This is a genomic window from Terrabacter sp. 2YAF2, assembly GCF_052114705.1.
Lineage (GTDB): Bacteria > Actinomycetota > Actinomycetes > Actinomycetales > Dermatophilaceae > Terrabacter.
Map to the genome: position 1 here is coordinate 87,438 of NZ_JBFRFG010000011.1, position 17,538 is coordinate 104,975.

Sequence of the window (17,538 nt, forward strand, 5' to 3'; positions counted from 1 at the left end):
GTGGCCTTTCGACGGTTGGGTCATGAGGTCATCACCACCACGCCGATGGCGGTGATCGCGAGCTGGAGCAGGGCCATCGGCACGAGCCACACCCAGGCGAGGCGCTGGAGCTGGTCCTCGCGCATGCGGGGCCAGGAGACGCGCAGCCAGATGACGACGACCGCGACGACGAACCCCTTGAGCACCGTCCAGAGCCAGCCGACCCACTGCTCGAAGGGCCCGGCCCAGCCGCCGAGGTACAGCACGGCGAAGAGGAGCGACATGACGACGATGCCGGCGTACTCGGCGAGCAGGAAGAACGCGAAGCGCAGACCGGTGTACTCGGTGAAGGCGCCGAAGACGATCTCGGAGTCGGCCAGCGGCATGTCGAAGGGCGGTCGCTGGAGCTCGGCGAGGGCCGCGACGAGGAAGACGACCGCGCCGGGCAGCTGCCAGAGCATCCACCACGGGTGCCAGGCCTCGGCGATGCCGACGAGCGAGAGGGTGCCCGCGGCGAGCGCCACCGAGGCGACGGCGAGCACCATCGGCAGCTCGTAGGAGACGAGCTGGGCCGCGGCGCGCATGGCCCCGAGCAGGGAGTACTTGTTGGCCGAGGCCCACCCGGCCATCAGCGTCCCGATGATGCCGACGCCGATGACGGCGAGCACGAGCACGACGCTCGCGTCGACGTCGGCCCCGACGACGCGCGGCGAGAGCGGGATGACGGCGAGGGCGACGAGGTACGGGATGAGCGCGACGAACGGCGCCAGGCGGAAGGCCCAGCGGTCGGCGCGAGCGGGGGTGATGTCCTCCTTCTGGACGAACTTCACCCCGTCGGCGACGAGCTGCGCCCACCCGTGGAAGCCACCGGCATACATCGGGCCGAGCCGGCCCTGCATGTGGGCCATGACCTTGTGCTCGGTCTGGCCGACGAGGAGCGGCAGCACGAGGAAGGCCGCGAGGACCGCGACCGCGCGCAGGACGACCTCGAGCCACGGCGCCACGTGGAGGGTCACCGCGGCCCCCACTCGGGACCCGGGACACCGGGGGCCTGGACGCGGCGCCGGCCGGGAGCCCGCGCCGAGTCGTGGCCCTCGCCCGGCTCCTTGGCCCCGGGCCACGCCTTGGAGGCGCGGGCGGCGAGCACGAACGACTTGCGCAGCGGCGTCCCCTCGAAGCCGTCGGGCAGCAGGAGCGGTCGCAGGCCGAGTCCGGTGCCGTCGTCGAAACCGTCGAACTCGATGCCGAACATCTCGTGGGTCTCGCGCTCGTGCCAGGCCGCGCCCCGGAAGACCGCGGTCAGCGACGGGACCGGCACCCCCTCGGGCGCCCGCGTCCGCAGCAGGATCGACCTCAGCGCTCCGGGCGCACGGGTGTCGAGCAGGTGGCACACGAGGTCGAAGCCGGCGGCGTCACCCTCGCGATCCGTCTCGTCGACGGCGGTCAGCCAGTCGAAGTACGCGTAGCCCTCCTCGCGGGCCGCGAGCACCGCGCTGGACCACTCCCCGAAGGGCACGTCGTGCACGTCGGTGACCCTCACCGGGCACCCTCCGGCGGCTTCGGGCCGCGACGCAGCAGCGGGCGGCGGACGTCACCGGCGCTGCCGACGCGTGTGCCGGCATACCTGCCCTTGAGCTTCTGCGCCGAGAGTCGCTCGCTCGCGATCTGCTCCTGGAGGCGGATGATGCCGTGCAGCAGGGCCTCCGGGCGGGGCGGGCAGCCGGGGACGTAGACGTCGACGGGGACGATCTGGTCGACGCCCTTCGTCACGGAGTAGGAGTCCCAGTAGGGGCCGCCCGAGTTGGAGCAGGCGCCGAAGGAGATGACGTACTTCGGCTCCGGCATCTGGTCGTAGAGGCGCCGGATCGCCGGGGCCATCTTGTCGGTCACGGTGCCCGAGACGACCATGAGGTCGGCCTGGCGCGGGCCGGGCGCGAAGGGGATGACGCCGAGGCGGATGAAGTCGTGCCGGCCCATCGACGCCGCGATGAACTCGATGGCGCAGCAGGCGAGCCCGAAGTTGAAGACCCACAGCGAGTAGCGACGCCCCCAGTTGAGCACGACCTTGATCGGCTTGGGCGCGTGGCCACCGAGCACGCCCATCGAGGCGGGACCGACCGTCGGCATCGGGAGGCTCACGGGCCGGCTCGGCTGATCCATCACATCCACCTCAGCAGGCCACGGCGGCCGGCATGGGCCAGGCCCAGCACGATGACGCCGATGAAGACACCCATCTCGACGAGGCTCGCGCGGCCGAGGGCGGCGTCCCGGATGACCGTGGCCCACGGGAAGAGGTAGACCGCGTCGACCGCGAAGATGACGTAGAGGAAGGAGAAGACGAAGTAGCGCACCTTCGTCTGCGCCCAGCCCTCGCCCACCGGGTCGACGCCGGACTCGTACGTCGTCAGCTTGGCCGTGTGCGGGGCGTGCGGGGCCAGCAGGCGCCGAACGACCATCGCTGCCGTGACGAGCAGGACGCCCGCCCCCAGCACCGCTGCGACGGCCACGTACCCGGACATGACGGCCAGCCTATCCATGCGCGTTGCCCCGTGGCGTCGTCCCCGCGCCCGGCTCGTGATGTCCACGTGATGGCAACCCGCGCAAATGTCCGCAGAGGGCGATCTACCATGGAAATTACCCGCCGCACAGTGCCCCGGGCCGTGAATCGTAGGGAAGATCGAGGACGTCGCAGAGCATGAGTGCCAAACTGGTCCAGAAGCTCGATCGCGTGGTCATCCGATTCGCCGGGGACTCCGGCGACGGCATGCAGCTCACCGGAGACCGCTTCACGTCGCAGACCGCGCTGCTCGGCAACGACCTGTCGACGCTGCCCAACTTCCCGGCCGAGATCCGCGCCCCTCAGGGCACCCTCCCCGGCGTCTCGAGCTTCCAGCTGCACTTCGCCGACCACAACGTCCTGACGCCCGGCGACGCGCCCGACGTGCTCGTCGCGATGAACCCCGCAGCGCTCAAGGCCAATCTCCGCGACCTGCCGCGCGGGGCGACGCTGATCGTCAACACCGACGAGTTCACCAAGCGGAACCTCTCGAAGGTCGGCTACGTCGAGAGCCCGCTCGACGACGGGTCCCTGGAGAGCTACGTCGTGCACCCTGTCGCCCTGACGTCCATCGCCGTCGAGGCGCTCGCGTCGTTCACCGACCTGACCCGCAAGGAGAAGGAGCGCGCGAAGAACATGTTCGCGCTCGGGCTGCTCTCCTGGCTCTACACCCGGCCGATGGACGGCACCGAGACGTTCCTCAAGGCGAAGTTCGCCGACAAGCCCGAGATCCTCGAGGCCAACCTCGCGGCCCTGCGCGCCGGCTTCAACTACGGCGAGACCACCGAGGACTTCGCCGTCGCCTACGAGGTCGCGGCGGCCACGATGGCCCCCGGCACCTACCGCAACGTCACCGGCAACGTCGCGCTGTCGCTCGGCCTCGTCGCGGCCGCGCACCGCGCGGCCCTGCCGCTCTTCCTCGGCAGCTACCCGATCACGCCTGCGTCCGACATCCTGCACACGCTCGCCGGCCTCAAGCGCTACGGCGTCGCGACGATGCAGGCCGAGGACGAGATCGCCGGGGTCGGTGCCGCGCTCGGCGCGTCCTTCGGTGGCGCCCTCGGCGTCACGACGACGTCCGGCCCCGGCCTCGCGCTCAAGGCCGAGACGATCGGCCTCGCCGTCTCGCTCGAGCTGCCGCTCATCGTCTGCGACATCCAGCGCGGCGGACCGTCGACGGGCCTGCCGACGAAGACCGAGCAGGCCGACCTGCTCCAGGCCCTCTTCGGGCGCAACGGTGAGTCGCCCGTGGCCGTCGTGGCTCCGGCGACCCCGGCCGACTGCTTCGACATCGCCGTCGAGGCGGTCCGCATCTCGACGACCTACCGCACGCCCGTCATCGTCCTGTCCGACGGCTACCTCGCCAACGGCTCCGAGCCGTGGCGCCTGCCGCGGACGGCCGAGCTGCCCGACATCGCCGTGGAGTTCGCGACCGAGCCCAACGCCGTGGACGACAAGGGCCAGCCGACCTTCCACCCCTACCTGCGCGACCCCGGGACGCTCGCCCGGCCGTGGGCGGTCCCCGGCACCCCCGGTCTCGAGCACCGGGTCGGCGGCATCGAGAAGGCCGACGTCACCGGCAACATCTCCTACGACCCCGACAACCACGACCACATGACGCGGCTGCGCCAGGCCAAGATCGACGGGATCGCCGACACCATCGGCCCGCTCGTCGCCGACGACCCGACCGGCGACGCCGACGTGCTGGTGCTGGGCTGGGGCTCGACCTACGGCCCGATCGCCGCGGGCGTGCGGCTCGCGCGGTCCACCGGCGCCCGCGTGGCCCAGGCGCACCTGCGCCACCTCAACCCGTTCCCCGCCAACACCGGTGAGGTGCTCCGTTCCTACCAGCGCGTCATCGTTCCCGAGATGAACCTCGGCCAGCTGGCGATGCTGCTGCGCGCGAAGTACCTCGTCGACGTCGAGTCGCACACCTCGGTGCGCGGCCTGCCGTTCCAGGCGGGCGAGCTCGCCGACGTCATCGCCACCGCCGTGGCGTCCGTCTCGGACGCGCCCCTGAAGGAGGCCGCCAAGTGACCACCGACCTGCCCGTCGACCTGGGTATGCCGACACACGAGGGCTCCGCCCCCGTGGACCCCCGAAACGGTGCCACCGGCACCGCTGCCGTTCCCCGCCTCGCCGACGGGACCGCCCTGACGAAGAAGGACTTCACGTCCGACCAGGAGGTGCGCTGGTGCCCCGGGTGCGGCGACTACGCGATCCTGGCCGCCGTGCAGGGCTTCCTGCCCGAGCTCGGCCTCAAGCGCGAGAACATCGTCTTCGTCTCGGGCATCGGGTGCAGCTCGCGCTTCCCCTACTACCTCGACACCTACGGCATGCACTCGATCCACGGGCGCGCCCCGGCCATCGCGACGGGTCTGGCCTCGACGCGCGAGGACCTGTCGGTCTGGGTCGTCACCGGTGACGGCGACGCACTCTCGATCGGCGGCAACCACCTGATCCACGCCCTGCGCCGCAACGTCAACCTCAAGATCCTGCTCTTCAACAACGAGATCTACGGCCTGACGAAGGGGCAGTACTCCCCCACCTCACACCTCGGCCAGGTGACCAAGTCGACGCCGCTCGGGTCGCTCGACACCCCCTTCAACCCGGTGTCGCTCGCACTCGGGGCCGAGGCGAGCTTCGTCGCACGGACCATGGACTCGGACCGGCAGCACCTGACCGGGGTGCTGCGTGCCGCTGCCGAGCACCGCGGGTCGGCGCTCGTCGAGATCTACCAGAACTGCCCGATCTTCAACGACGGCGTCTTCGACGTCCTCAAGGACCGCACCGAGGCGGCCGCCCGCATCCTGCACCTCACCGACGGTGAGGAGGTCGCGGCGGGCGACACCGTCGTCGTGCGCGACGACCGCGGGTCGCTCGACGTCGTGCCGCGGGGCGAGGCCGACCCGGCCCGCATCGTGCGCCACGACGTGTCGGCGACCGACCCGTCGGCGGCCTTCGCGCTCTCGCGGCTCGACAGCCCCGACCTCGGCCACGTGCCGATGGGGATCTTCCGCAACGTGCAGCGCCCGACCTACGACGACCTGCTGCGCGAGCAGATCGCCTCGGCCCGCACGGGCGAGGTCACCGACGCCGACATCGACGCGCTGCTGGCCGGCCGGGACACCTGGACCGTGGGGGCGTGAGCGCGCGCGAGACCGTCTCGTCCGTCGCGCCCACCGGGGCCGACACGCGTGGGTCCGGGTCGAGCGCGCCGCACGGCGAGGTCGGGCGGGGCACCCTCCTCGGCTTCGCGGCATACGGCCTCTGGGGGCTCTTCCCGCTCTACTTCGACGCGCTCAAGCCCGCCGGGCCCTGGGAGATCCTCGCCCACCGCATCCTGTGGACCCTGCTCTTCTGCGTCGTCGTGCTGCTCGTCGTGCGCGACCTCGGCTGGATCCGGCCGCTGCTGCGTCGGCCCCGGCTGCTCGCCGGCACCGCGGTCGCGGCGGTGCTCATCGCGGTCAACTGGGTCGTCTACGTGGCGGCCGTGACCTCGGGCAACACGTCCGAGGCGGCGCTGGGCTACTTCCTCAACCCGCTCGTGACGGTCGCACTCGGCGTCGTCGTGCTCGGCGAACGGCTGCGCCTGCTGCAGTGGGTCGCGGTCGGCATCGGCATCGTCGCCGGCATCTACCTCGGGGTCTCCGGCGGCCGCGTGCCGTGGGTGGCGCTCACGCTCGCGGTGTCGTTCGCGCTCTACGGCCTGACGAAGAAGAAGGTCGGCGTCAGCCTCGACGCGATCCACGGGCTCACCGTCGAGACCGTCGTGCTGGCCCCGGTCGCCGTCGTCCTGCTCCTCGTCGTGGGCGCCCAGGGCGGTCTCGAGTTCGGCCGGCACGGTGGGGTGCACACCTCGCTGCTCGTCCTGTCGGGCGTCGTCACCGCCGTGCCGCTGCTGTGCTTCGCGGCCGCCGCGCGCCGCATCCCGCTCGTGTCGATCGGGCTCATCCAGTTCATCACCCCGGTCATGCAGCTGCTGTGCGCGGTGCTCCTCCTGGGCGAGCACATGCCCCGGGAGCGGTGGATCGGCTTCGGCATCGTCTGGGTCGCGCTGCTCGTCCTGACCGTCGACTCGCTCGTCAGCCTCCGTGGGGCTCGGGCCGCCCGTCGCGAGGCCCTGCCGGTCGACGACTGCCCGCGCTGACGGCTCGGAGGACCCCCGCAGTGACAGACTGCGGATGTGAGCGACATCGCCCTCGGCTCCCGCACCGGTCGATTCGTCATCGCTGCCGCCGTGCTCGGCTCGGGCATGGCCCTGCTCGACGGGACCGTCGTCAACGTCGCGCTCGTGCGGATCGGGCACGAGCTCGGGGCGAGCCTGGCTGACCTGCAGTGGATCACCAACGGCTACCTCCTCGCTCTCGCCTCCCTCATCCTGCTCGGCGGCTCGCTCGGTGACCGCTTCGGCCGTCGGCGCGTCTTCGTCATCGGGGTCGCGTGGTTCACCGTGGCATCCGCGGCCTGCGGGCTCGCCCAGTCACCCGGTCAGCTCGTCGTGGCCCGCGTGCTCCAGGGCATCGGCGGAGCGCTCCTCACGCCCGGCAGCCTGTCTATGATCCAGGCCTCGTTCCGCCCCGACGACCGCGGCAAGGCCATCGGCACGTGGTCCGGGCTCGGCGGGATCGCTGCCGCCCTCGGGCCGTTCGTGGGCGGGTGGCTCGTGCAGTACGCGAGCTGGCGGTGGGCGTTCCTCGTCAACGTGCCGCTGGGCGCGGCGACCGTGTGGATCGCCCAGCTGCACGTCCCCGAGACCCGGGACGAGGACGCCGACCCCCGGTTCGACGTCATCGGCGCGGTCCTGGCGACGCTCGCCCTGGGCATCACGACCTTCGCGCTCATCGAGCACGAGGCCCTCGGTCTCGCGGCTGCCGTCGGGGTCGGCGCGCTCGGTCTCGCCGTCGGTGCCGCCTTCGTCGTGGTCGAGCGGCGCAGCTCGCACCCCATGGTGCAGCCGGCCCTCTTCGACTCCCGGCAGTTCAGCGCGGCGAACGCCATGACCCTGCTCGTCTATGCCGCCCTCGGCGCGGTCTTCTTCTTCCTCACCCTCCAGGTGCAGACCGTGCTCGGCTACGGTCCGCTGCTCGCCGGGATGGCCTCGCTGCCGGTGACGGTGCTCATGCTGCTCTTCGCCGCCCGGGGCGGTGAGCTCGCGTCGCGCATCGGCCCGCGGCTGCCGATGACCGTCGGTCCGCTCGTGTGCGGCGTCGGCGTGCTCCTGCTCTCCGGTGTCGGCGCGGGCTCGACCTACTGGACCGGCATCCTGCCCGGCATCACCGTCTTCGGCGTCGGCCTCACGCTGCTCGTGGCACCGCTCACCGCCACGGTCCTGGCCGCCGCCCCCGACCGCTACGCCGGTGTGGCGAGCGGGGTCAACAACGCCGTCGCCCGCGCAGGGAGCCTGCTCGCCGTCGCGGCCCTACCGGCGGTCGTGGGGCTCAGCGGCTCGGACTACGCGGTGCCCGAGGCGTTCTCGTCGGCCTACCGGACGGCGATGCTCATCTGCGCCGGGCTGCTGGCCGCCGGGGGCGTCCTGTCGTGGTCGCTCATCCGCAACCCGGCCCCGGCGGGGCGGCCCGCGCCCGAGCGGGAGGGTGTCGTCGTCGGGCACCCGGGCACACGGCATACGACGGCGATGCCTGCCGGGTGGTCCTGCGCGGGATCCGAGGGCTGCCCGGGCACGAGCCACGACCACGACGTCACTGCCTCCAGCACCCACTGATCCTCCCGACTCACGGCCACCGCGACCACCACAACTCCGCCGGGGCGGGGTCGGCGCACCCCGAACCAGCCCCATCACCACCACAACTCCACCCGGGCGGAGTCGGTGCACCCCGAACCAGCCCCATCACCACCACAACTCCACCCGGGCGGAGTCGGYGCACCCCGAACCAGCCCCATCACCACCACAACTCCACCGGGGCGGGGTCGGTGCACCCCGGACCAGCCCATCACCACCACAACTCCACCCGGGCGGAGTCGGTGCACCCCGAACCAGCCCCATCACCACCACAACTCCGCCGAGGCGGGGTCGGCGAGGCCGGTGCGCCCGGTGCAGACCCCGGGCTGGCGCATGATGGGGGCATGAGCGACGCCGCAGCACAGGGATTCCGGACCGAGCACGACTCGATGGGCGAGGTCCAGGTGCCCGCCGACGCGCTGTGGGGCGCCCAGACGGCGCGGGCCGTCGAGAACTTCCCGATCAGCGGCCAGCCGGTCCCGCCGGGCGTCGTCCACGCGCTCGCGCGCCTCAAGGCCGCCGCCGCCGAGGTCAACGCCGAGCTCGGGGTGCTCGACGAGGGACGCGCGCGTGCCATCGCTGCGGCGGCCGGTGAGGTCGCGGACGGCGAGCACGACGACGCATTCCCGATCGACGTCTTCCAGACCGGCTCGGGCACGTCCACGAACATGAACGTCAACGAGGTCGTCGCACGGATCGCGCACCTCGCGACCGGCCTCGACGTGCACCCCAACGACCACGTCAACGCGGGCCAGTCGAGCAACGACACGTTCCCAAGCGCGCTGCGCATCGCGGCCACCTCGGCCGCGGTGCTCGACCTCGTCCCGGCTCTCGAGCACCTCGCGATGACGCTGGGCCACAAGGAGACCGAGTTCACCGACGTCGTCAAGGCGGGCCGCACCCACCTCATGGACGCCGTGCCGGTGACGCTCGGTCAGGAGTTCGGTGGCTACCGGCGGCAGATCGAGCTCGGCGCCAGCCGGGTGCGCACCGCCGCCGAGGCGACGAGCGAGCTCCCCCTCGGTGGGACCGCCGCGGGCACGGGACTCAACGCGGCACCCGGCTTCGCGCGCCAGGTGATCGAGCGGGTCTCGGGGGTCACGGGTCTGCCCTTCCGCGAGGCGGCGAACCACTTCGAGGCGCAGTCGGCGCAGGACGCCGTGGTCGAGCTGTCGGGTGCGCTCAAGGTCGTCGCCGTGAGCCTGACGAAGATCTGCAACGACCTGCGGTGGATGAGCTCGGGGCCGCGCACCGGCCTCGGCGAGATCCACCTGCCCGACCTGCAGCCCGGTTCGAGCATCATGCCGGGCAAGGTCAACCCCGTCGTGCCCGAGGCGACGCTCATGGCGTGCGCGCAGGTCATCGGCAACGACGTCGTCATCACGACAGCGGGTGCCGCGGGCAACTTCGAGCTCAACGTCATGCTGCCGGTCATGGCCAAGAACGTCCTCGAGTCGATCGGGCTGCTCGCGGCGACGAGCCGGCTGCTCGCCGACCGGTGCATCGACGGCATCACGGCCGAGGTCGAGCACGCGCGGACCCTCGCCGAGGGCTCCCCGTCGATCGTCACGCCCCTCAACCGCTACATCGGCTACGAGGCCGCCGCGGCGGTGGTCAAGCAGGCCGTCAAGGAGCGCCGGACGATCCGTGACGTCGTCATCGACCGAGGTCACGTCGCGGACGGCACGCTCACCGAGGAGCAGCTCGACGACGCCCTCGACGTCCTGTCGATGACCCGTCCCGCCACGCAGGCCTGACCGAACCCTCCATTTCGCTCCCCTGGTCGTATGCCGCGTGGCCGTGACCCGGTGACCCGGTGACCCCGTGACCCCGTGACCCCAGGGTCTCATGACCCCCGTGGGCCGCACCGTCGGGCTACGGTCGGCAGATGACTCTCGACGACGTCGACGCCCACCTCCGGGCTCTCGACGGTGTCCGCGCCCGCAACACCGAGGGGCGGCGCGCGTGGTACGTCGACGGGCTGCTCGTCGCCCGCGCCGACGCTCAGGGGACGCTGCTCGTCCGCCTCGGTGGACGGGACCGGGAACGCCTCGTCTCAGCCCATCCGACGACGTTCGGGGTGCCGCCGCGCTGGGAGGCGCACGCCAAGGTGCAGGCCGACCTCGCGGGAGACGCCGACGCGATCCGGGCCGCCCTGCACCTCGCGTGGGAGCGCCAGCGCACGGCGCGCTCAGGAGTCTGACGCGGACCCGGCCACCCGGCATACGACCCCGCGGTCCACGTCAGGGTCCGAGGACCCGCTCGAGGTAGGGGTTGGCGAAGCGCCGCTCGGGGTCGACGCGGTCGCGCACGGCCAGGAAGTCGTCGAACCTCGGGTAGACGCCGCGGAGGTAGGCGGCGTCGCGGGTGTGGATCTTGCCCCAGTGCGGCCGGCCACCGTGGTTGACCGCGATCGCCTCGAAGGCGTCGAAGTACGCGCCTCGGGGCTGCCGGTGGTACTTGTGGACCGCGATGTAGCAGCTCTCCCGCTCGTACGCCGTCGAGAGCCAGACGTCGTCGGCGGCCGCGACACGGCACTCGACGGGGAAGGAGATGCGCTCGTCGTGGGAGTCGACCCACTCCCGCAGCTCGAGCAGCACGGCGGAGAGACTCGCGCGCGGGAAGGCCCACTCCGACTCCATGAAGCGCACCTCGCGCGCCGTGACGAACACCTTGTGCGAGCTGTCGGTGTACTGCCGCTCGCTCAGGGCGCGCGACGCGACGGCGTTGATGCCCCTCGTCGCTCGCGGCATCCGGGTCGCGAGGCGGTTGGTCAGCTCGAAGACACGGTTGCTCAGCAGGTCGTCATCGAGCTTCTCGCGCCACGTGGGCAGCGGCCGCCTGGGCGTGCCCTCGGGCACGCGGTTGTTGCGCTTGGTCAGGACCCGGTCGGTGTGCGGGAACCAGTAGAACTCGAAGTGGTCGTTGGCCTCGACGTCGGCGTCCGCGTGCTCGAGCACCGCCGTGAGGGACGCGGGGCGTTCGACCGCGTGGAGCAAGAAGGCCGGCACGACCCCGACGGTGATCTCGGTGATGATGCCGAGTGCACCGAGCCCGAGCCGGGCGGCCTGGAAGAGCTCGGGTTCACGGGTCGGCGAGCACTCGCGCACCGACCCGTCCGCCAGGACGATGCGCAGGGCCCGGATCCCTGCCGAGAGTCCCGTCAGGCGCAGCCCGGTGCCGTGGGTTCCGGTGCCGGTCGCGCCGGCGAGGCTCTGCCGGTCGATGTCGCCGAGGTTGGGAAGCGCACAGCCGAAGGCCGCCAGCTCCTCGTTGAGCACGTGCAGCGGTGTGCCCGCCCGGACGGTGGCCTCGCCGCGCGTCGCGTCGATCGAGGTGACTCCCGTCAGGGCGCCGAGCCGCAGCTGCACCCCGTCGGTGACGGCGACGCCGGTGAACGAGTGGCCGGCGCCGATGGCCTTGACCCGGAGGCCGCGAGCCCCCGCACGGGTGACCTCCTCGACGACCTCGGCCTCGCTGCGCGGCGTCGCCACCCGGGCGAGCCTCGCGGACTCGGTGCCGGCCCAGTTGGACCAGTCGACGCTGCGCACGACGCGCCCCCCGACACCGCCCTCGCTGTCAGCCAAAACACTGCCCTTCCCCACGATAGGTCGCAGCCCGCCCCACGACCTGGTCGCCTCCGTCGCCGCTGACGAGCGCGAACTCCGCGAAGCGCTCGGCCAGCTCCCCCGCCTTGGCGTGCCGGAACCATATCCGATCACCCAGTGAGAGCCGGTCGGCCCCGGGCCCCTCGAGGGGCGTCTGCACCTCACCGGCGCCCTCGCGCCGGACCAGGGCGAGGTCCTGCTCGGCGAGCGGACTGGGCACCCGCGACCAGCCCGGCGGCCCGGACGCGACGTAGCCGCCGCCGTATGCCGTCACCATCCCCTCGCCGGGTCGGCGCACCACCGGGACGGCGAAGTAGGCAGCCGGCCGGAGCGACAGCGCGCCGTAGCCGTCGAAGAGAGTCGGGGCGAAGAGCCCGGAACCGGCAGCGAGCTCGGTCAGGGACGGGTCCCGGTGCGTGACGTGCAGGCTTCCCGTGCCACCGCCGTTGACCACCTCCAGGTCGGCAAGGTCTCGGGCGGTTGCGACGACCTCGGCGCGGCGGGTCCGCAGCTCGGCGTCGGAGGCCTTCTTCATCCGGCGCACGGCCGGCGACGAGTCGGGCAGGCCGGCGATCTGGGCGTCGTAGAACATCAGGCCTGCGACGACCAGGCCCCGCTCCTGGGCCCGACGGATGACGGTCTCGACCTCGTCCGGGGTCCGGGTCGGCGACCGACGTACGCCCAGGTGGGCCGGGCCGACGCGAAGGGAGGCGTCGACGTCGATCGCCACGCGCAGGCCCTCGCGTCCCGGCACTTCCCGGGCGATGAAGTCGACGTGCTCGACGCTGTCGATCATGACGATGACGGCCCTGGCCAGGGCGGGGTCGGCCGCGAGCTCGGTCAGGGCGGGCACGTCGACGCTCGGGTAGGCGACGAGGAGGTCGTCGTGGCCGTCGCGGGCCCACCACAACGCCTCACGGACGGCGTAGCACATGAGCCCCTCGAAACCGTCGCGACCGAGGGCTCGCTCGATGAGCGGACGGCTGCGCAGCGACTTCGTCGCGATGCGGATCGGCATGCCCGCAGCGAGCTGCACGAGCGCGGCGGCGTTGGCGTCGAACGCATCGAGGTCGACGACGGCCAAGGGCGCGGGCAGGTCGGCGGTGGCAGCCGAGAGGCGCGCCGCGACGGGCGGCGACAGGCGGCGATGCATGCCCTGCACCCTACCCAGCGTCAGCCGCCTCGCGGCCCCCTCCCCGATCGAGCGGACGATCCTCTCTCGATCGCGCGCAGACATAATCGAAAGAGCGATCCGTCCGGACGGATCGCTCTTTCGATTGCGGGTGGTCCGGACGGATCGCTCTTTCGATTGCGGGTGGTCCGGACGGATCGCTCTTTCGATCGCGGGTGGTCCGGACGGATCGCTCTTTCGATTCGGGGTTCAGCCGACGCGGTCGACGACGCTGAGGGCGAGGGCCTGCAGGGCTGCCTTGGCGTCGCTGTCGGGCAGCGGGTCGAGCAGGGCCTGCGCCTCGCGGGCGACGGCATACGTCTCCTCGCGGGCCTGGGCGAGCGCGGGGTGGGCGCGCAGGAGACCCAGCGCCTCGGCCAGGCGCGCGTCGTCGGTCAGGTCGCCGTCGATGAGATCGAGCAGACGCGCGTCCGTCGCATCGGACGGGTCGGCCATGGCCCGGAAGCGCAGGACGGCCAGCGTGTCGACGCCCTCGCGCAGGTCGGTGCCCGGGACCTTGCCGCTGTCGTCGGCGTCGGAGGCGATGTCGATGAGGTCGTCGGCGAGCTGGAACGCGATGCCGACCTTCTCGCCGTAGAACCGCATGAGCTCGGCGGTCTCGGCCGAACCGCCGCTGAACATGACGCCGTAGCGACCGGCCGTCGCGATGAGCACGCCCGTCTTGTCGGCGAGGACCCCGAGGTAGTAGTCGACGGGGTCGACGCCGTCGGGGCACGCCCGGTCGTCACGGATCTGTCCCGAGCACAGCCGCACGAACGTCTGCGCCTGGATGAGGACGGCCTCGGCCCCGAGTCCGGCGACGAGCTCGGACGCCTTGCCGAAGAGCAGGTCGCCGACGAGGATCGCCGTCGAGTTGTCGTAGGCGGCGTTGACGGACGCGACGCCGCGTCGCACGCTCGCCTCGTCCATGACGTCGTCGTGGTACAGCGAGGCGAGGTGGGTCAGCTCGACGCCCGCGGCCGCGCTGACCACGTCATCGTTGATCCCGTCGCCGAGCTCGGCGGCGAGGAGCGTCAGCAGCGGGCGGAACCGCTTGCCGCCTGCCTCGACGAGGTGTCCGGAGGCGCCGGCGATGAAGGGGTCCTCGTGGTCGACGACCTGCGTGAGCACGGCGTCGACCCGAGCCAGCCCGTCACGCAGGCGTGCCGACAGGTCCGCGCTCGCCCCGGGGATCCCGAGGATCGGCGGGATGGCTTGCGTCGTCATCGAACCCCATGCCCGTGCTGCGGTGCCGGCGCCGTCATCGGACGAACTGCGAGGCGCGGTCGGCCAGGTCGAGCAGCGCGGACGGCAGGACGCCGAGGGCCAGCGTGATGAGCGTGCCGATGGCGATCGAGAAGGTCGTCGACACCGACGGCGTCACGACCTCGACCGCGTCGTCGGCGGCGTCGCTGAAGAACATCAGGACGATGACCCGCGCATAGACGAACACCGTGATCGCGCTGCACACGACGCCGACCACGGCGAGGACCGTGCCCGTCGCGCCCCCGGTGCCGACGGCCGCCGAGAACACCCCGAACTTCGAGACGAAGCCCGAGGTCAGCGGGATGCCGGCGAAGGCGAGCATGAGGAAGGCGAAGGCCCCGGCCACGACCGGGTAGCGCTTGCCGAGACCGGCCCACTGGGACAGGTGCGTCGCCTCGGCGCCGTTCTGGCGCACGATCGAGACGATGGCGAAGGCCGCGATCGTCGAGAAGCCATAGGCGACAAGGTAGAACAGCACCGCGCCGACGCCCTTGCGGTCGAAGGCGAGCACGCCGACGAGGATGAAGCCCGCGTGCGCGATCGAGGAGTAGGCGAGCAGGCGCTTCATGTCGGTCTGGGTGACCGAGAGCACCGAACCGACGACCATCGTCAGGATCGCGACGAGGACCAGTGCGTTGGTCCACTCCCAGCGGGCGGTGTCGAGCCCGACGTAGGCCAGGCGCAGGATCGCGCCGAACGCGGCCGCCTTGGTGCACGCGGCCATGAAGCCGGTGACCGGCGTCGGAGCGCCCTGGTAGACGTCGGGCGTCCACGCGTGGAACGGCACCGCACCGACCTTGAAGAGCAGGCCGACGAAGACGAGGAACGCACCGGGCACCAGCAGGCCGTTCATCGCCAGCGGGCCGGCGGCGATCGCCCTGGAGAGGTCGCCGAAGTAGACCGATCCGGCGTAGCCGTAGAGCAGGGCCGTGCCGAAGAGGAAGAAGGCCGAGCTGAACGCGCCGAGCAGGAAGTACTTGAGCGAGGCCTCCTGCGAGAGCAGTCGCCGACGGCGGGCCAGGCCCGAGAGGATGTAGAGCGGCAGCGAGAGCACCTCGAGCGCGACGAACATGCCGATGAGGTCGTTCGTCGTCGGGAAGAGCATCATGCCGAAGATCGCGAACATCGTCAGCGGGAAGACCTCGGACGTCAGCGCGCCTGCACGGGCCGCCGCCGTCTCGGTGGCCGAGCCCGGCGTCGACGCACCGCTCGGGGTGAACGCGTCGGGGCCGACGCCGCCGAACCGCTCGGCCATGGTGAGGACGCCGAGCACACCCATGAGCAGGATCGCGCCCTGCATGAAGAGCGCCGGGCCGTCGATCGCCAGGGCGAAGAGCTGGTGGCTGGTCGTGCCGTCCGTCAGGCCCATCGTCAGGCCCTGGTGCTTGGCCGCGAGGATGATCGACGCGGCCGCTGCGATCAGACCGACGACCGCGAGCGTCACCTGGATGACATGCCGACGCTCACGAGGGGCGAAGGCCTCGACGAGGACGCCCACCAGGGCCGTCACGAAGACGATGAGCAGCGGCAGGACTGCGAGGTATTCGACGTTCGACTGCTGGAACGCTGCGGGAAGTGCGGGCAGCGCCAGCGGAGCGACGGCGGTCACTTCGAGCTCCCTTCGGCCACGGTGCCGGTCGTGTTGAGGTTCGGAATGGCGTGCTGGACGTGCGACAGGGTCTTGTCGACGGCCGGGTTGATGACGTTCAGCGCGATGTTCGGCACGAAGCCGAGCACGACGAAGGCGATGATCAACGGGGCGGCGACGAGCTTCTCGCGCGTCGTCAGGTCACGCACGGCGGTGAGGCCGCGACGGCCGCGCTCGTCGAGCCGGTCGTGCTCGCGCTCGCCCACGAGGCCCTCGGGCTTCGGGCCGGTCATGACCTTCTTGTACATGAGCAGGATGTAGAGCGCGGCGAGGATGATGCCGGAGGTCGCGATGACCGCCGCCACCGGCTGCGTCGAGAAGCTGCCGACGAGCACGAGGAACTCCGAGACGAAGCTCGACAGGCCCGGGAGGGCGAGGCCGGACAGACCCGCGACGAGGAAGATGCCCGCGAGTGCCGGCGTGATGCGCTGCCACCCACCGAAGTCGGGGATGCGCTTGCTCCCCCGGCGCCGGACCAGCATGGCCGCGAAGAGGAACAGCGCTGCCGTCGAGAAGCCGTGGTTGACCATGTAGAGCGTCGAGCCGCCCTGGCCCACCGTCGTGAACGCGAAGATCCCCAGCACGATGAAGCCGAAGTGGCTCACCGACGTGTAGGACACCAGGCGCATCATGTCGGTCTGGCCGATGGCGAGGAGCGCGCCGTAGATGACGGAGAGCACCGCGAGGGCCACGACGACGGGCGTCGCCCACTCGCTCGCCTGCGGGAAGAGCTGCAGGCAGAAGCGGATCATCCCGAACGTCCCGACCTTGTCGAGCACGCCGACGAGGAGCGTCGCCGTCGCCGGCGAGGACTCGGTGGCGGCGTCGGGCAGCCAGGTGTGGAACGGCACCATCGGCGCCTTGACCGCGAAGGCGAAGAAGAAGCCGACGAAGAGCAGCCGCTCGGTGGTCGGGTCCATCGAGAGGCCGGTGAGGCGCTCGATGAGGAAGCCGTCGGTGCCGCCGGGGCCCTGCAGGTAGAGGGCGATGACGGCGACGAGCATGATGAGCCCGCCGGCCAGCGAGAAGAGCAGGAACTTCATCGCGGCGTACTGCCGGCGCGGACCGCCGAAGCGGCCGATGAGGAAGTAGACCGGGATGAGCATCGCCTCGAAGAAGACGTAGAAGAGGAACACGTCGGTGGCGGCGAACACCCCGACCATGAACGTCTCGAGCACGAGGATCAGCGCGAAGTAGGTCTTGACGCGCTGAGCGCCGTTACGGCCGGGCTCCTCGGGCACGTCGTGCCAGGCGGCGAGCAGGCAGATCGGCGTCAGCACGAGGGCCATGAGGATGAGCACGAGGGCGATGCCGTCGACGCCGAGGGCGTAGCTGACACCGAACTGCGGGATCCACGAGTGCTGCTCACCGAGCTGGAACTGGGCACTCGACCCACGGTCGAACTGTGTCGCGGCGATGATGCCGACGACGAGCGTCACGACGGAGAAGCCGATCGCCATCCGCTTGGCGCTCTCGGCGGTCCCCGGCGCGAAGGCGACGACCAGCGCGCCGACGAGCGGGATGAGGCCGAGGATCGTCAGCCAGGGGACGGTGGACATTGCGGTC

At 71.5% G+C, this 17,538-nt stretch carries 15 protein-coding genes; 6 read left to right on the top strand and 9 right to left on the bottom strand.

From position 1 onward, the window contains the following. Nucleotides 1-20: 20 nt before the first annotated feature. From nuoH to AB4030_RS13830, 4 genes are read right to left on the bottom strand one after another with little or no spacing between them, the layout of a single operon-like run. A complete protein-coding gene (gene nuoH / locus AB4030_RS13815; protein WP_442279778.1) occupies nucleotides 21-995 on the bottom strand; it encodes an NADH-quinone oxidoreductase subunit NuoH in 975 nt (324 codons plus the stop codon). Continuing rightward, nucleotides 992-1,519, bottom strand: coding sequence for an NADH-quinone oxidoreductase subunit C (locus tag AB4030_RS13820; RefSeq protein WP_442279779.1), 528 nt, complete (start codon nucleotides 1,517-1,519; stop codon nucleotides 992-994). Before AB4030_RS13820 ends, nuoH begins: the two co-directional genes overlap by 4 nt. Further along, a complete protein-coding gene (locus tag AB4030_RS13825) occupies nucleotides 1,516-2,139 on the bottom strand; it encodes an NADH-quinone oxidoreductase subunit B (RefSeq protein ID WP_442279780.1) in 624 nt (207 codons plus the stop codon). Before AB4030_RS13825 ends, AB4030_RS13820 begins: the two co-directional genes overlap by 4 nt. Continuing rightward, a complete protein-coding gene (locus AB4030_RS13830; RefSeq protein ID WP_442279781.1) occupies nucleotides 2,139-2,498 on the bottom strand; it encodes an NADH-quinone oxidoreductase subunit A in 360 nt (119 codons plus the stop codon). Before AB4030_RS13830 ends, AB4030_RS13825 begins: the two co-directional genes overlap by 1 nt. 176 nt (nucleotides 2,499-2,674) lie before the next feature. On the opposite strand from AB4030_RS13830, the gene AB4030_RS13835 reads away from it, so the two are divergent. From AB4030_RS13835 to AB4030_RS13860, 6 genes are all read left to right on the top strand, one after another. Further along, nucleotides 2,675-4,573 carry a 2-oxoacid:acceptor oxidoreductase subunit alpha gene (locus tag AB4030_RS13835; RefSeq protein WP_442279782.1) on the top strand — a complete coding sequence of 633 codons (1,899 nt, stop codon included), beginning with the start codon at nucleotides 2,675-2,677 and terminating at the stop codon, nucleotides 4,571-4,573. 8 nt (nucleotides 4,574-4,581) lie between these two features. Then, nucleotides 4,582-5,685 (top strand): 2-oxoacid:ferredoxin oxidoreductase subunit beta, encoded by a 1,104-nt coding sequence (locus tag AB4030_RS13840; RefSeq protein WP_442279821.1) that lies wholly within the window; start codon nucleotides 4,582-4,584, stop codon nucleotides 5,683-5,685. Next, nucleotides 5,682-6,686 (top strand): EamA family transporter RarD, encoded by a 1,005-nt coding sequence (gene rarD, locus AB4030_RS13845; RefSeq protein ID WP_442279783.1) that lies wholly within the window; start codon nucleotides 5,682-5,684, stop codon nucleotides 6,684-6,686. The genes AB4030_RS13840 and rarD overlap by 4 nt, the downstream gene beginning before the upstream one ends. 36 nt (nucleotides 6,687-6,722) lie before the next feature. Continuing rightward, the gene (locus tag AB4030_RS13850; protein ID WP_442279784.1) at nucleotides 6,723-8,261 is read left to right on the top strand and encodes an MFS transporter; all 1,539 of its coding nucleotides are present in this window, start codon (nucleotides 6,723-6,725) and stop codon (nucleotides 8,259-8,261) included. 362 nt (nucleotides 8,262-8,623) lie between these two features. After that, on the top strand, nucleotides 8,624-10,036 hold the full coding sequence (locus tag AB4030_RS13855; RefSeq protein ID WP_442279785.1) for a class II fumarate hydratase: 1,413 nt from the start codon (nucleotides 8,624-8,626) through the stop codon (nucleotides 10,034-10,036). Between the two features lie 131 nt (nucleotides 10,037-10,167). Next, nucleotides 10,168-10,482: a hypothetical protein gene (locus tag AB4030_RS13860; protein WP_442279786.1), complete on the top strand. Its 315-nt coding sequence runs from the start codon at nucleotides 10,168-10,170 to the stop codon at nucleotides 10,480-10,482. 40 nt (nucleotides 10,483-10,522) lie between these two features. Here the strand turns inward: AB4030_RS13860 and AB4030_RS13865 are convergent, their stop codons facing one another. The 5 genes from AB4030_RS13865 to AB4030_RS13885 form a co-directional block, all read right to left on the bottom strand. Next, nucleotides 10,523-11,866: a D-arabinono-1,4-lactone oxidase gene (locus tag AB4030_RS13865; protein WP_442279787.1), complete on the bottom strand. Its 1,344-nt coding sequence runs from the start codon at nucleotides 11,864-11,866 to the stop codon at nucleotides 10,523-10,525. Then, nucleotides 11,859-13,040, bottom strand: coding sequence for an alanine racemase (locus AB4030_RS13870; RefSeq protein WP_442279788.1), 1,182 nt, complete (start codon nucleotides 13,038-13,040; stop codon nucleotides 11,859-11,861). Before AB4030_RS13870 ends, AB4030_RS13865 begins: the two co-directional genes overlap by 8 nt. Before the next feature lie 228 nt (nucleotides 13,041-13,268). Then, nucleotides 13,269-14,285: a polyprenyl synthetase family protein gene (locus AB4030_RS13875; protein ID WP_442279789.1), complete on the bottom strand. Its 1,017-nt coding sequence runs from the start codon at nucleotides 14,283-14,285 to the stop codon at nucleotides 13,269-13,271. A 34-nt stretch (nucleotides 14,286-14,319) separates the two neighbouring features. Next, a complete protein-coding gene (gene nuoN / locus AB4030_RS13880) occupies nucleotides 14,320-15,933 on the bottom strand; it encodes an NADH-quinone oxidoreductase subunit NuoN (protein WP_442279790.1) in 1,614 nt (537 codons plus the stop codon). Beyond that, nucleotides 15,930-17,531 (bottom strand): NADH-quinone oxidoreductase subunit M, encoded by a 1,602-nt coding sequence (locus AB4030_RS13885; protein WP_442279822.1) that lies wholly within the window; start codon nucleotides 17,529-17,531, stop codon nucleotides 15,930-15,932. The genes nuoN and AB4030_RS13885 overlap by 4 nt, the downstream gene beginning before the upstream one ends. Nucleotides 17,532-17,538: the final 7 nt, after the last annotated feature.